Genomic DNA, 14,494 nt, shown 5'->3' on the forward strand with positions numbered 1-14,494 from the left:
CAAGCCGTTGAGCAATATATCTACTTCTATAACTTCCAACGCTTCCAAAAACGACTCAACCATCTGGCACCGATACAATATCGACACCAGATGGCTGCTTAGTCTTTTTAAAGCTGTCTACTTGACAAGGGTAAGTCCAGTCATACACTCATGAAGTGGTGTTTTTTACGTGAAAATTAACTCACCTTATGCTCGATGCGCAGCTTATCCGCGACCATGGCGATAAATTCGCTGTTGGTTGGTTTGGATTTGCTGATGTTGATCGTGTATCCGAACAAATGACTGATGGAGTCGATGTTGCCGCGCGTCCAGGCGACCTCGATCGCATGACGGATCGCACGCTCTACACGGCTAGGTGTTGTTTTATATTTTTCAGCGATGGCAGGATAAAGCGTCTTCGTAATCGCACCCAAAATTTCAATGTTGTTATATACCATTGTAATGGCTTCCCTTAAATATTGATAACCTTTAATATGTGCCGGAACACCAATTTCGTGAATAATGCTGGTAATGCTCGCATCTAAATTTTTTCCTTTAGACATTGGAATGACATTTTGTCTTGCCGTACTCATTGATGAGCTTCCCGTGGAGACGCCGCCTGGTACCGCTAATTGACGAATCCGATTAATGAGTACCTCCATATCAAAAGGCTTCAATATGTAATATGAGGCACCGAGTTGAACTGCTTTTTGTGTAATATTTTCTTGACCGAAAGCTGTAAGCATGATGATTTTAGGTTGCGGCTGCAGGTCAATCTCTCTCAATTTCTCTAATACACCCAAGCCATCTAGATGAGGCATTATAATGTCCAGGATTAAAATGTCCGGTGTTCGTCCTTGATTGATATGGTTCAGCACCTCGTCGCCATTATAAGCAACGCCGATGACCTCCATGTCTTCCTGGCCGGAAATGTATTCGGACAATAAGTTCGTAAACTCCCTGTTATCATCAGCCAATAAAACTTGAATTTTTTGCACTGCAAGTCCTCCTATTCTCTTCTCCCTAGATAAATCATCTTTCCGCTTCCTGTAAAGTTTTCGACATCCCAGTTCAAATTCCTTCTGTCGAAAAATATTTTTCTGAATGTTTATGTTTATTTTTTCTAATAAATTCGCTATAATTAAAAATTTATATGATAATTCTACAAAAGAATTCATAAAGATGGTTTGATCGACATAAAATGATGCTAAAGACACTGGGAGTTGTCGAACTAAAAGACCCGTCGAAGACGAAGCAAACATCAAACTAAAAGAAAAAGCCGGAAGCATTTAGCTTGCCTCCGGCTGCTGTTCCTCTTCGGTAGAAGGTCTAAGTTCGATGCCTGCATCCTTGAGCATCCATTCAATGAAGCATCCATAGCCTGATGTAGGATCATTAACAAATACATGCGTGACGGCTCCAATCATTTTGCCATTCTGAATGATCGGACTTCCGCTCATTCCTTGTACAATACCGCCGGTTTTATTCAGCAGATCAGGGTCCGTAATTTTGATGACTAAGCCCTTCGTAGCCGGAGCCTTCTGCTTGGCAACATGCACAATTTCAATATCGAATTTTTCGACCTTGTGCCCTTTGACGACCGTCAATATTTGTGCGGGCCCTTCTTCAATTTCCTCTGAAAACGCGACGGGAATCGCTTCTCGCATCATACCGTAATCCGGATTGCTGTTCATTTTTCCGAATATGCCGAACTCCGTATTTTTCTCAATCGTACCTAAAATTTGATTTTCTTTAAAAAAGTGCGCCCTCTTCTCACCTGGAGAGCCGTCTTGACTTTTGGAAATGGAAGTCACATTGGAGTGAACAATAGTCCCGTCCCCGACAACAACAGGGGTTTGGGTATCCATGTCTGTAATGACATGACCTAATGCCCCATATACACGCTGATCCGGTGCATAGAAGGTCAAGGTTCCCACCCCAGCAGCCGTATCCCGAATATACAAGCCAAGCCGGTATGTTTGGTCCGCTGTGTCAAGAAGAGGCTTCAGCTCTTTCGTTATGGTCTTTCCGTCTCTTACAATGGTCAATTTCAATGCTTTCTTGCTCTTGCCTGCTTCCTCGGCATACTTGGAAACCTTGGACACATCATTTAAAGTCTCTCCGTTAATTTTCGTAATTAAGTCCCCCAGCTGTACGCCTGCCGCTTCTCCTGGTGACAGCTTCGTCTCACCATTTTGCACTAAATGATGACCCACGACTAAAATACCGGCTGATTTCATGCGAACGCCTATCGTCTGCCCGCCCGGAATGACCTTCAGTTCCGGTACGACACTCACCTTTACCGTTTTAAAAGGAATCGCACCAAATAATTTGAGCTTCATTTCGGTTTGTCCGGTGCGCCCTGAATGAAAAGCAAGGGGCTGGTTCAAATTTAATTTAAAGGATGGAGTAGAATGGCCGTTGACTTTAACGATGTCGGGGTCTTTCACGGTAACTTTGGCTTGAACAGGAACGGCAAGCTGCAAGGTCTTATCTTGCCCGTTGAACAAACGGAGTTCCGTAGGAAAAGTTGCAAAGCTTTGTAACGGTGCTGACATGCTTATGAAGCAGATGAAGAAAACGAGCACAAGTCCGAAACATTTCTTGATGATTGGTCGCAATAACATCACGCTCCCTTTTCTTCCTTCTCCTAGCCATGGCGGCAGGCGCCGCTTGCGTACCTTTAAGTTGTCCTCACCGAATTTGTTTTATTACTGTAAATGATTCCACGATTGCTTTTTCTGAGCCGCCATGACAAGCATTTCTTCAGCATGATGCTGCGTTGTTTCGGTGATTTCCACACCTCCGAGCATTCGTCCTAATTCCTTGATCCGACCTGCTTCATCCAATCGTTCTACTTTGGTATATGTACGTTCTTGATCGCTTGTTTTCGTGATTTCATAATGAATATCTGCCATGCATGCCACCTGCGGCAAGTGTGTAATGGAGAACACTTGGCAGTTCGCAGAGAGCCTCGACATCTTCTCAGCAATCGCCTGTGCCGCCCTGCCGCTTACGCCTGTATCTACTTCATCGAAAATTAATACCGGCACCTGATCTAATTCCGCGAATATCGATTTCAATGAAAGCATGATCCTCGAAAGCTCTCCTCCGGAGGCAATCTTATGCAGCGGACGAAGCGGCTCGCCTGGGTTAGGCGAGATCATGAATTCGACCGTATCTTGTCCAAATGGGCCTAGCTGTTCAGACTGGCTTATACGAACGTCAAATCGGGTCTTGTTCATTTGCAAATCCTTCAACTGCAATTCAATCTGCTCAGCCAGCTGATGGGCCGCCTTACTCCGCAACGTGGTTAACCGAGCCGCAAGCTTCCTCAGCTGTTCTTTCATTTGTTCAAGCTGCCCGTTTAATTCATGAATCCGTTCATCTTTATTTTCCAGCTGATCATACTTTTGCTTAATATCCTCCAAGTGGGCCAATACTTCCTCGGTCGTAGCTCCATATTTCCTTCTTAAGCTGTGAATCAGATTGAGTCTCTCCTCAATTTCCTCAAGACGTTCCGGATTGAATTCAATATTTTCTTTATAATCCCTTAAATTGAATGCGGCATCTTCTAATTGATAAAACGCGGAAGATATTTGTTCAGCGACCGGACCCAGTGTTGTCTGGTCAAACTTGACGATATCCTCCAGCAGATGGAGACTTTTGCGAATTTGGTCCAATGCCATCGCATTGCCGTATAAATGGTCATAAGCACTCGAAGCTGCGTGGAGCAATCTTTCAGCATTACCTAGTTTTCTCTTTTCTTCAGCTAACCATTCATCTTCATTCGCTTTTAATTTTGCATTTTCGATTTCTTCAATTTGAAAGCGAAACAAATCCATCATCTGCAAATTTTGTTTACTCGTCTGTTCCAGTATCCGCAGCTGCTTCTGGATGTCGCTGTATCGTCCATACACAGCTGAATATTCATCAAGCACACGATATACTTCTGATCCTCCATATGCGTCGAGCAGATGAATGTGCTCCTCGGTCTTCAGCAGAGATCCATGTTCATGCTGGCCGTGAATGTTGATGATTCGCTCCCCTAACTGCTTCAGCATGGACAAATTGACTAATTGTCCGTTAATTCGAGCTACACTTTTACCGGATGCCGTTACTTCCCTGCGAATGATCACTTGATGATCCTCTGATTCTTCAGAGACCATGCCCAACTCACGAAGCAACGCAAGCGCTGGATGCTGATTCGGCAGCTCAAACAAGCATTCAATTTCAGCCCTGTCTTCCCCATGGCGCACAAGATCGGCGGATGCTCTGCCGCCAGCAATTAAACTGAGGGCATCAATGAGCATTGATTTCCCCGCCCCCGTTTCCCCTGTAATGACATGGAAGCCTTTGTAGAATGTTACGCTGACATACTCAATAACCGCTAAATTTCGAATGGTACACTCCAGAAGCATTTATGACAACTTCCCCTCATTTGCAAGTTTAACGGATTATCCAATGAAGCTTATAATTTGCTGCACAACGTGCTCGCTTTGTTTCTTATTTCGGCAAATAATTAACAAGGTGTCATCTCCGGAAATGGTTCCTAATATTTCTTCCCATTCCAAATGATCGATTAATGCCGCAATGGCATTCGCAGTACCTGGTAAAGATTTCAGAACGACTAAATGATCTGCATAATCGACGCTGATGAAATGATCCGCTAATGTTCTCTTCAGTTTTTGCAACGGATTGAACCTTTGATCCATCGGCAGCGAATACTTATATTTCCCGCTGTTGGTGGGGACTTTAATTAAGTGGAGCTCCTTAATATCTCTGGACACCGTCGCCTGTGTTACACGAAATCCAGCATTTCTCAGCGATTCAACCAGTTCATCCTGTGTTTCCACTTCTTTACTGCTGATAATTTCTTTGATTTTAATATGCCTCTGACCTTTCATGGCCTACCTCCTAGATGGAACGTTACTTTATGTACCTGCTGGTTCATGCAATCGACGTACAGCAAGCCTTTGACCGCCGGCCCAAATATCATCCAATACGGCATGAGCCTCTCACGGATCCCGCTGCCTGTCCATTCCATCGGCATGCGTTCTCTGCTGACCTTTACGACGTACCATTCCCCATGCTGCTTCGCTATATAATCGATAAACAGCCGACTACCCAGCACTTCATCGTCTTTTTCTATATGAATCGGGATTTTCAATTTACCTGCCCAAACTTCATAACCGGCTTCCTCTAAAATATCTACGGCCTCCCCTTCGGGTTCTTCCGCCTCTGAGAAATCGAAGGGCAAAATATATTTTGGCGGTGCGAACAGCCATCTTCGAAACGAGCTGATGGCCCAGATCACAATCAAAATACTTAATATGATGATCACGTACAAGTCACTGTTTTGCGCCATGTCATCACCTCAGGTACATATATTCTAGAGGATTCATCCATTTCCTTCTATTCCACGAGGCCATGCCTGTCGCACGATCTTAAAATTCAAAAAGGTAAAGCGATCCTGAGCTTACGCCTTGTTCGGCTCTGCCGACGAGGTGCTTCCTCCGGATTACTTTACCCGCCTAATGAATCTGATATGATGTTATGATCGCGAGAAGGAATGGTATGCAGCATCGAGAACGATGTCTATGGCTTGAGCCGCTTCTATCCGAGCAGGTGCCTCGAAAGACCAATGGGCTAAAAATTCGATATTCCCTTCTCCACCGGTAATCGGAGAAAAGGTAAGCCCCTGTAAATTCAAATGAAGCTCATCCTGTGCAAATTGAATAATTTGCGTCAATACTTCCCGATGAACGGAAGGCTCTCTTACAACACCGGATTTGCCTACTTTGTCCCGGCCCGCCTCGAATTGCGGCTTGATCAGCGCAATGATGCTGCCCTTCCTATCCAAAATTTCAACGAGCGGAGGAAGGATCAATTTCAATGAAATAAAAGACACATCAATCGTTGCCAAATCCGGTACAGGTCCCTGAATATCCTCTTTCGTCATATAACGGAAATTCATTCTTTCCATGACCTTCACCTGCTCATGATTGCGGAGAGACCAATCCAACTGGTTATATCCTACATCTATGGCGTATACATACGCTGCGCCATGCTGCAGAGCGCAATCTGTAAACCCGCCAGTGGACGCGCCGATATCGAGCATAACCCGATTCTTCATGTCGATTTTGAATGTTCGAATCGCTTTCTCGAGCTTGAGTCCGCCTCTGCTTACATACGGATGAACCGCTCCTTTGACCTGCAGCTTCGAAGATCTCGGAATTTTCGTGCCCGCTTTCTCTATCCTTTCCTGCTCTTGAAACACGAGCCCGGCCATGACCGCAGCCTTCGCCTTCTCTCTGCTTTCGAAAAAGCCTTGTTCCACAAGCAGCACATCTACTCGTTCTTTATCTGATGACATGCGATTCTCCTGTACAACTCAAGCTCTCTTCACTTGAAGAGGCACTTTATTCTTGATGACATTCACAATATTGTCGATCGTGAGACCAACTTCTTGCCGCTGCTCCTGCGTACTGCCGTGCTCAATGAATCGATCGGTAACGCCCAACGGTTCCACAGATATATCATTCATTCGGTGCAAAGCGTAATGCTCTAATACGGCGCTTCCGAATCCGCCCAACACAGACCCTTCCTCGATCGTAATAACCGCATTGAATTTCTCGTATATCTCACCAAGCATCTCTTCATCCAGCGGTTTAATAAAACGAGCATTCACGACTTGTATGGAAATGCCTTCCTTGGCGAGAAGCTTCGAGGCTTCCATTGCCAAATCCATCATCGGCCCTACGGCTAAGATGACAGCATCGTTTCCATCCTTGAGAATTTCCCATTTCCCGATAGGGATAGGCTGTAGACTGGCATACTGGTCCATTTCTACACCTTTCCCGTTCATGCGGGGATACCTGATTGCAATCGGTCCGCCATCGTATTCAGCAGCGGTTTTCATCATATGTCTGAGCTCATTTTCGTCCTTGGGCATCATCAGCACCATGTTCGGTATATGTCTTAAATATGCAATATCATATACCCCTTGGTGGGTCTCTCCATCTGCACCGACAAAACCGGCACGATCTATGGCGAAGATCACATTCAGGTTTTGCCTGCAAATGTCGTGCACAACCTGATCGTAAGCCCGCTGTAAGAATGTCGAGTAAACGGCAAAGACCGGCTTCATGCCTTCGATCGCAAGTGCACCGGACAGTGTCGCTGCATGCTGCTCAGCAATTCCGACATCAAACATCCGATTCGGGAACTTGGAGGCAAATTCCATGAGCCCTGATCCGCCAGGCATTGCTGGCGTAATCGCCACAATCCTGTCATCCTGCTCCGCAAGCTCAATTAAGGTGCTTCCAAACACTTCGGTATACGTAGGCGGCGCATCCGCCGCTTTTAATACTTTACCGGATTCAATCTTGTATGGACTAATCCCGTGCCATTTATGCGAATCCTGCTCAGCTGGGCTGTAGCCCTTTCCTTTTACCGTTAAGACATGCACCAACACAGGTCCTTGAATATTTTCTGCCTGCTTTAACGTGTCAAGAAGCTTATTCAAATCGTGACCGTCTACCGGACCGATGTAGGTAAAGCCAAATTCTTCAAAAAGCATGCCGGACATCAGCAAATATTTCACACTATCCTTCAGCTTTTCAGCCGTCTTCGCTAATTTCCCTCCGATGGCCGGAATCTTCTTAAGTAAATATTGAGCTTCTTCCTTCGCTTTCAAGTATTTCTTATCGGAACGAATTTTGCTCAAATAATTATGAATCGCTCCAACATTAGGGGCGATCGACATTTCATTATCGTTTAAAATGACCATCAAATTCGGCTTTTCATGACCGATATGATTCATGGCTTCCAGCGCCATACCGCCCGTAAGCGCGCCGTCCCCAATGACCGCCACAACCTTGTTCTTTTCACCTTTCAAATCCCTCGCCAGCGCCATTCCCATCGCTGCGGACAAAGAGGTGCTGCTGTGCCCGGCTTCCCACACATCATGCTCGCTTTCGTCTCTTTTTACAAAGCCGCACAAGCCTTTATATTTGCGAAGCGTGTCAAAGCGGTCTTTTCGACCGGTGAGTATTTTATGAACGTAAGATTGGTGACCGACATCGAAAATAAATTTGTCTTTAGGGCTGTCGAATAGATAATGAAGGGCAATAGTCAGCTCAACAACACCCAGATTGGGTGCCAGATGTCCTCCCGTCTTTGACAATTGTTCTATAAGAAAGGTCCTAATTTCACCTGCAAGCGTCTCCAACTGAGAGAGGGACAACTGTTTGAGGTCACTAGGATTGTTGATTTGATCCAGAAGCACTTTGCTTTCCCTTCTTTCCATTCGAAGTTTTCTTCTTCCCCGCTAACAGCTTGATTCCCAATCTGCGCTCTAAAAAGTAAAACAATTTTCCTACCCAATATATAATCTCATTCGCATAGTGGATCGCAAACGACTTGCCTAACGCCTTACCGCCTACGGTTAGCGCTGATACAAGCCCTGTAAAGATCACGCTGATCGTCGTATGCAATATGGTATTTTCCGCATCCATTGAAGTCATAATTTTCAACACTACCATTGCAGAAGCCGCACCGCTGATGATCCCGGAAATATCTCCGATCACATCGTTACAGAAGTTAGAGAAGCGGTCTGCATTGCGGACAATGCGAATCGCTTGCCTTGCTCCCTTCATTCGCTCTGCAGCCATGGCGTGAAACGGTGTCTCTTTGGCAGCCGCCGCTGCAAGACCCGCCATATCAAATATAATTCCTGTAAGAACCAGCAGGAAAACAATCAGCATGCCGATTCCCCAGACCACTTTTTCCAATAGTGCCGTCGATACGACGGAAAACACACAGGAAAGTATGAAAGTAAGAAAAAATATAAAAACACTCCATTTCATGGAGTTTCTCAACGAAAATTTCATTCAGGCTGTCTCCTTATCCTATGTAGAAACCAGCTGATATATATGGAGTGGCAGCTTCTTGAGTAAACACTGTGGCTTAGGTCCAGTAGGCTTTCCCAAGCAGATCACCCGATCGTTGCCGAAAGGGCGGTTTCCCATTATGCCTGCTTTGATGTCGTCGCCGAGCATCAGACTAGATTACCACTTAGACCACACTATAATCCCCAAGAAGCCTCTTACGAACAGTCTAGGAGTTTTCCTCTACAGCCCTGACCCATCTCTTAGCCTCTTTTGCAAAGCAGTTTTCATACAGCATCCGGAAACGTCTTCTCTGGCCACAAGAATTCGAATCCTACCATCTGTAATCCCCACTGATTCGCTCAAGGCAGGCTACGCTGCACACAAGCCGTTTTAGCATTATATAAAAAATATAAATGCAGGTGAGGCTCGCAAATTGCAGGTTCATACCCCAAGCCGTAACCCGCGGACGATGCCGACGATAGCCACGCACTTGGGCCTCCGCGGAAGCAGGGTCAACGCCCACATGCCATTGTGGATCGCCCTGCAACCTTAACTCCCAGCATCAACCCCCGACTGGGCGTCGGAAGCCAACACAAGGAACTTCATCGATGTGCCCTTCGGCGAATTTTTAGGCCCGCCTTCAAAATGGTAGGCTGACTAGAATACTGCGCCACCCGTCATATGTTCATTATAGCACAATTTAAAATCATAGCTCAATGGAACATCCTTCAGCTTCGCTGGAAGTCAATGAAGTTAATTGTTCTCTTGCGCTAAAACTCCCGATATACAAGGTAGTCTGCAATGTCGAGCAGCCTTTCAGGCTTTGGAATGCGAGCTTCCAGAAGGGCCTTCTTTCCGGATTCCGTCAATGCTTTTACTTTTTCTTTGGAAGCTTCAAGCCCTAATAAATGCGGGTATGTCAGCTTTTGCAATTTTTCATCGCTGAGCGTTTTTTTACCAAGCTTAGATTCATCCCCGGTAATATCCAATATGTCGTCCTGAATTTGAAATGCAAGTCCAATATCATAGCCATACTTCTTCAGGGCCTCAAGCTGAAGCTCATCCGCCCCGCCAATCCTTCCACCTGCTCTTAAAGCAAATACAATGAGATCGCCCGTCTTATGACGATGAATTTGCTCGAGCTGCTCAAGTGTGGCATTCGGACTTTGATCTCCCTGCATATCAAATGCCTGTCCGCCGACCATACCGTAAGGACCTGCATAATAGGACATTTCTGCAATCAGCTTGCAGACGATTTCTGGGGACACGTCATCCGCACACCGACTGAGCATATAAAAGGCATGCGTCAGTAAACCGTCTCCAGCCAATATCGCCATCGCTTCCCCATACACTTTATGATTGGTTAGTTTTCCCCTGCGATAATCATCGTTATCCATCGCAGGCAAATCATCGTGAATAAGGGAATACGTATGTATCATTTCCACTGCGCACGCCGCAGACAATGCACTGCCGAACTCTCCTCCTACGGCCTCACATGCGGAAAGCAGCAGGACGGGACGCAGTCTCTTTCCCCCCGCCTGCACTGAATATTCCATCGATTGCTTTAATACTTCATTAATTTCCGAATCATTCCGAAAAATAAGCTTCAAGTGCTCTTCAACGAGCAGCCCGCAATCTCGTATATAATCCATTATTCCGGCATTCACCTTAATCACCTTTGTCCTCCGCCGAAGGCTGGAACGGTTTTTTGCTTAAGCCCGCTTCTTCCTCAATCAAGATTTCAATTTTCCGTTCTGCTTGTTCCAGTTTCCCCGAGCAAATTTGTGAGAGCTTCATTCCTTTTTGGAACAAGTCTATCGCTTCCTCAAGCGGCACATCCCCCGTTTCGAGCTGTCTGACGATTTGCTCCAATTCCTGTATCGCTTGTTCAAAGCTGAGGCTGTTATTCTCCTCCATGCTGCTCCTCTCCCTTCATGGACCATACTTGACAATCCAACTGACCATCCTTCAGCCGAATTTTGAGGATATCTCCAAGCTGAACCTGTTCTACCGATTTTATTAATTTTTGGGATGTTTCGTCATATACTAAACTATAGCCACGATTCATGATTTTGAGTGGGCTGAGCGCATCGAGCTGTCTAATTTCCGAAGCAAAAAACTGCTTTTTCGTCTTCATAAAGTCGCTCATGGATTGCTTGAGCTGCTTTTGCAGCGATGATGCATCTTTCCGGGCGGAAGCGACTCGTTCTTGAGGGTGATGCTTAAGCAATGAACGCTCCGCTACCATCCAGGCCGATTTAGACTGATGCAATCGGTTTTTTAATTGATATACCAATTGCTCTTTAAACCGGTCTACCTGTTGATAAGCATCATGAAGCAGATTTTTCTTCGGCTGCTGCAAAGCCGCTGAGCTTTTCAATCGTTCCAATCGGTCTTTACTCTCCTGCAGTTTGGAAGTCAGCGCGCCGCCAAGTCTATGCCGAAAATGTCCAATTTGCTGCCTCAAATCAAGCACATGAGGCACCGCCAGCTCTGCAGCGGCCGTTGGTGTTGCCGCCCTTAAGTCAGCAACAAAATCAGCAATCGTAAAATCCGTTTCGTGTCCGACCGCGGAGATAATTGGAATTTGAGAGGCATGAATGCTTCTAGCTACCTTCTCCTCATTGAAAGCCCACAGTTCCTCAAGAGAACCGCCGCCTCGGCCGACAATGATGACATCGACTTCATTCAGACGATTGAATATTTCAATCCCTTTTACAATCGAAGGTACAGCGAGCGTCCCTTGTACGCTGGCTGGATACAGCAATATGGGAACAGATGGAAACCTTCGCTGCAGCGTAATGATCATATCCCGAATGGCGGCTCCGGTCGGCGATGTTACGATGCCGATGGCTTTCGGAATTTTCGGAATAGGTCTTTTGCGCTCAGGAGCAAATAGGCCTTCCTGTTCCAAACGCTGCTTCAGCTGCTCATAAGCCAAATATAGACTGCCAACCCCGTCCGGCTGCATCTGATTCACATAAAATTGATACTGTCCGTCCCTCTCAAATACGGAAACCGAGCCTCGTGCAAGCACCTTGGAGCCTTCCTTCGGAAGAAACTTCAAATATCGGTTTTGCGAGGCGAACATGACGCATTTGATTCGGCTGTCTTTATCCTTCAAGGTGAAATACATGTGTCCGCTGGAATGACGCGTGAAATTGGAGATTTCCCCCTGCACCCAAACGTCATTGAAGAGCGGTTCCTTCTCCAGCTTCAGCTTAATCCATCTCGTCAGTTCTTTGACGGTTAATACACGTTCTTGCGAGGATGAAGTCATTCGCTCACACCCTTAGCCTTTGGCCCGAAGCGCCATCTCAGCCGACTTCACAGTATTGTAAAGCAGCATCGTAATCGTCATCGGTCCTACTCCTCCTGGGACGGGAGTGATTGCGGATGCGATTTCAGCGGCTTCTTCGTATTTCACGTCGCCCTGCGGGCTGCCTACATCGATCACGACTGCACCCGGCTTTACATGTTCTTTTCCGAGCAGTCCCGGTCTTCCCACTGCCGCAATCAGAACATCGGCCTGTTTCGTCACCTCAGCCAAATTCTCCGTCTTGGAATGGCAGATCGTAACGGTCGCATTTTCTTGAAGCAGCAGCATGGCAACAGGTTTGCCTACAATATTGCTTCGGCCCACGACAACAGCGTGCTTGCCAGCAAGCGAGACACCGGTCCGCTTAATCAACTCAATAATTCCAGCCGGGGTACACGGAACGAAGCAATCGTCACCAATTTGCAGGTTTCCTGTATTGACCGGATGAAATCCGTCTACGTCTTTATCCACCGCAATGGCGTCGATAACAGCCTTCTCGCTCATATGCTTTGGCAGCGGCAGCTGTACAAGAATACCGTGTATGCGCGGATCCTTATTCAGCTGATCGATTACCTGAAGCAGCTCTTGCTCTGTCGCGGTCTCAGGCAGCTTGTGCATCTCAGAATAGATACCGACTTCTCCGCATTTTTTCGTTTTCATCCCAACGTACAGCTTCGAAGCCGGATCTTCTCCAACCAGCACGACAGCCAAGCCAGGCTGCATTCCTTTCTCCGTCAGCTCTTGAACTTTGCCCTTCAGCTCGGATAACATCTCATCGCGAATTTGTTTTCCATCAATCACTTTCGCCATTTCATCATCTACCTCCGCCCATGGAATTATGTGTACACCTTACTGCTCTTCAATTTGAAGCTTTATGCCTCAAATTCTTTCAACATTTTTCCTAGTACGCCATTCACGAATTTTCCGGATTCATCCGTACCAAAATGCTTGGCAAGCTCAATCGCTTCATTCACAGCGACCTTCTCCGGCACGTCACTTACGAAGAGCATTTCGTAAACGGCCAGTCTTAAGATTTGGTGGTCTACTTTTGACAGTCTGTCCACCTTCCAGCTTTTCAAGTAACGGGTCAAAATTTGATCAATTTGATCCTTTCGCTGAATGACGCCGTTCAAAATACCAGTCACATAATTTACATCCATATTGAAATACGGATTGTTGCCATCCGATTCATCTGCAGAATCAAGCACCGTCTGAATGGCATCCATCAGCGTAGACGCTTCATTCATCTCCAGCTGATACAAGCTTTGAACCACGATTTCCCTCGCTGCCCTGCGTCTCATGTATTCCTCCTGATAATTATTGTCTCGTTAAAACTACCTGCATCTTCCTGTTTGCCGTCTTTGCGGCGGCACTAACATTTTTACCTAAAATGGGACAGGTCATGATACCATGAAAAAACTCTGTGGGCGTCGCGCCTAATTCACAGAGTATTCATCGGAACATTCTCCATCTATCGTTCAACCTTCTTAACCACTCCCAAATAGCCTGAAGCGCGGACTCTCTTTCATCCGATTTCTTCCCGAACCAAAACCCGATGCCCACTAACAGCAGAACTATCAGCATATCCCAAAAACCTGCAAATAAATAAATGATACCAAAAAACAAGCCAGCAGCGGCTCCGATCCATTTGCCCCTATGCTGTTCCCATAAGTCCCTCAATGGTTACACCTCTATTCAACTCTGCTTTTGAAGGTGTTCGACTGAACAATGTTGGAAACAAAAACCGAGACACGAGTCACGGGAATGCCTGTTAGCTCTTCCACATAGTCCTTAACGGTTCTTTGAACCTCTTCACTCAGTACAGGTATGGAAACATCACCGTCAACAAACGCACGGATTTTCAGATCGATCCCGGCTTGTCCAACCTGGACTCTTGCCTTTAAATCCTTGACGCCTTTGACCCGCGATGCCGCTTTCAAGGTTAAATTTTCAACCGTCTCCAAAGAGATGGAAATATCACCGTAATCGGTTCTCTGGTCAATCGATTCCGGCTTTCCTTCTCCGACACGGATGGAAACGACAAAAAAACGAAGACTGATGAGAAACGCAGCAATGGAAATGATGAGTACAACCGACTTATTCGCGGTGTGCTGAAGATTCAACCAATCGTAGATTTCATGATCCTTCCAAAACGCCGTTACCATCATAAAGACGGAAACTGCTGCCGCTGCCGTGCTGAGAAGAAACAGCAGCAGACGGTCGAAAATCCGTATCATAGCTTGTCCACCCTCTCAATTAGGAGAAACCCCCTCATGTACCGAGGGGGTTCATGTGTGTATTA

Annotated in this window: 16 protein-coding genes; 1 reads left to right on the top strand and 15 read right to left on the bottom strand. The window is 46.2% G+C overall.

The features are described 5' to 3' along the window. Nucleotides 1-102 (top strand): IS3 family transposase (locus ACFPXP_RS15130; RefSeq protein WP_379895219.1); only part of this gene is annotated, 102 nt, incomplete at its 5' end. 74 nt (nt 103-176) lie between these two features. On the opposite strand, the gene spo0A is transcribed toward ACFPXP_RS15130, so the two are convergent. The 15 genes from spo0A to amaP all read right to left on the bottom strand — a co-directional run bounded on the left by spo0A (nt 177) and on the right by amaP (nt 14,429). After that, nucleotides 177-977, bottom strand: coding sequence for a sporulation transcription factor Spo0A (spo0A, locus tag ACFPXP_RS15135; protein ID WP_379895158.1), 801 nt, complete (start codon nt 975-977; stop codon nt 177-179). A 291-nt stretch (nt 978-1,268) separates the two neighbouring features. After that, nucleotides 1,269-2,606 (bottom strand): SpoIVB peptidase, encoded by a 1,338-nt coding sequence (gene spoIVB / locus ACFPXP_RS15140; protein WP_379895220.1) that lies wholly within the window; start codon nt 2,604-2,606, stop codon nt 1,269-1,271. 84 nt (nt 2,607-2,690) lie between these two features. Beyond that, on the bottom strand, nt 2,691-4,400 hold the full coding sequence (recN, locus tag ACFPXP_RS15145) for a DNA repair protein RecN (RefSeq protein WP_379895159.1): 1,710 nt from the start codon (nt 4,398-4,400) through the stop codon (nt 2,691-2,693). A gap of 36 nt (nt 4,401-4,436) precedes the next feature. Continuing rightward, complete coding sequence (gene ahrC / locus ACFPXP_RS15150) at nt 4,437-4,886, bottom strand: transcriptional regulator AhrC/ArgR (protein WP_379895160.1); 450 nt, start codon at nt 4,884-4,886, stop codon at nt 4,437-4,439. Beyond that, nucleotides 4,883-5,347, bottom strand: a complete 465-nt coding sequence (locus tag ACFPXP_RS15155) for a hypothetical protein (RefSeq protein WP_379895161.1) — start codon at nt 5,345-5,347, stop codon at nt 4,883-4,885. The genes ahrC and ACFPXP_RS15155 overlap by 4 nt, the downstream gene beginning before the upstream one ends. 186 nt (nt 5,348-5,533) lie before the next feature. Next, entirely contained in the window at nt 5,534-6,355 is an 822-nt protein-coding gene (locus tag ACFPXP_RS15160; protein ID WP_379895162.1) for a TlyA family RNA methyltransferase, read from the bottom strand. 18 nt (nt 6,356-6,373) lie between these two features. Then, nucleotides 6,374-8,290, bottom strand: coding sequence for a 1-deoxy-D-xylulose-5-phosphate synthase (gene dxs, locus ACFPXP_RS15165; protein ID WP_379895163.1), 1,917 nt, complete (start codon nt 8,288-8,290; stop codon nt 6,374-6,376). Further along, nucleotides 8,241-8,873, bottom strand: a complete 633-nt coding sequence (locus ACFPXP_RS15170) for a hypothetical protein (RefSeq protein ID WP_379895164.1) — start codon at nt 8,871-8,873, stop codon at nt 8,241-8,243. Before ACFPXP_RS15170 ends, dxs begins: the two co-directional genes overlap by 50 nt. A 770-nt stretch (nt 8,874-9,643) precedes the next feature. Further along, entirely contained in the window at nt 9,644-10,525 is an 882-nt protein-coding gene (locus ACFPXP_RS15175; RefSeq protein WP_379895221.1) for a polyprenyl synthetase family protein, read from the bottom strand. 16 nt (nt 10,526-10,541) lie between these two features. Beyond that, complete coding sequence (xseB, locus tag ACFPXP_RS15180; RefSeq protein ID WP_379895165.1) at nt 10,542-10,790, bottom strand: exodeoxyribonuclease VII small subunit; 249 nt, start codon at nt 10,788-10,790, stop codon at nt 10,542-10,544. Further along, nucleotides 10,777-12,153, bottom strand: a complete 1,377-nt coding sequence (xseA, locus tag ACFPXP_RS15185; protein ID WP_379895166.1) for an exodeoxyribonuclease VII large subunit — start codon at nt 12,151-12,153, stop codon at nt 10,777-10,779. The genes xseB and xseA overlap by 14 nt, the downstream gene beginning before the upstream one ends. Before the next feature lie 12 nt (nt 12,154-12,165). Further along, on the bottom strand, nt 12,166-13,002 hold the full coding sequence (locus ACFPXP_RS15190) for a bifunctional 5,10-methylenetetrahydrofolate dehydrogenase/5,10-methenyltetrahydrofolate cyclohydrolase (protein ID WP_379895167.1): 837 nt from the start codon (nt 13,000-13,002) through the stop codon (nt 12,166-12,168). Nucleotides 13,003-13,064: 62 nt separating this feature from the next. Beyond that, nucleotides 13,065-13,493, bottom strand: a complete 429-nt coding sequence (nusB, locus tag ACFPXP_RS15195; RefSeq protein ID WP_379895168.1) for a transcription antitermination factor NusB — start codon at nt 13,491-13,493, stop codon at nt 13,065-13,067. Between the two features lie 151 nt (nt 13,494-13,644). Next, on the bottom strand, nt 13,645-13,872 hold the full coding sequence (locus tag ACFPXP_RS15200) for a DUF2273 domain-containing protein (protein WP_379895169.1): 228 nt from the start codon (nt 13,870-13,872) through the stop codon (nt 13,645-13,647). A gap of 11 nt (nt 13,873-13,883) precedes the next feature. After that, the gene (amaP, locus tag ACFPXP_RS15205; protein WP_379895170.1) at nt 13,884-14,429 is read right to left on the bottom strand and encodes an alkaline shock response membrane anchor protein AmaP; all 546 of its coding nucleotides are present in this window, start codon (nt 14,427-14,429) and stop codon (nt 13,884-13,886) included. Between the last annotated feature and the right edge of the window lie 65 nt (nt 14,430-14,494).

Origin of the sequence: Marinicrinis lubricantis, assembly GCF_042658665.1 — a bacterium.
GTDB lineage: Bacteria > Bacillota > Bacilli > Paenibacillales > KCTC-33676 > Marinicrinis > Marinicrinis lubricantis.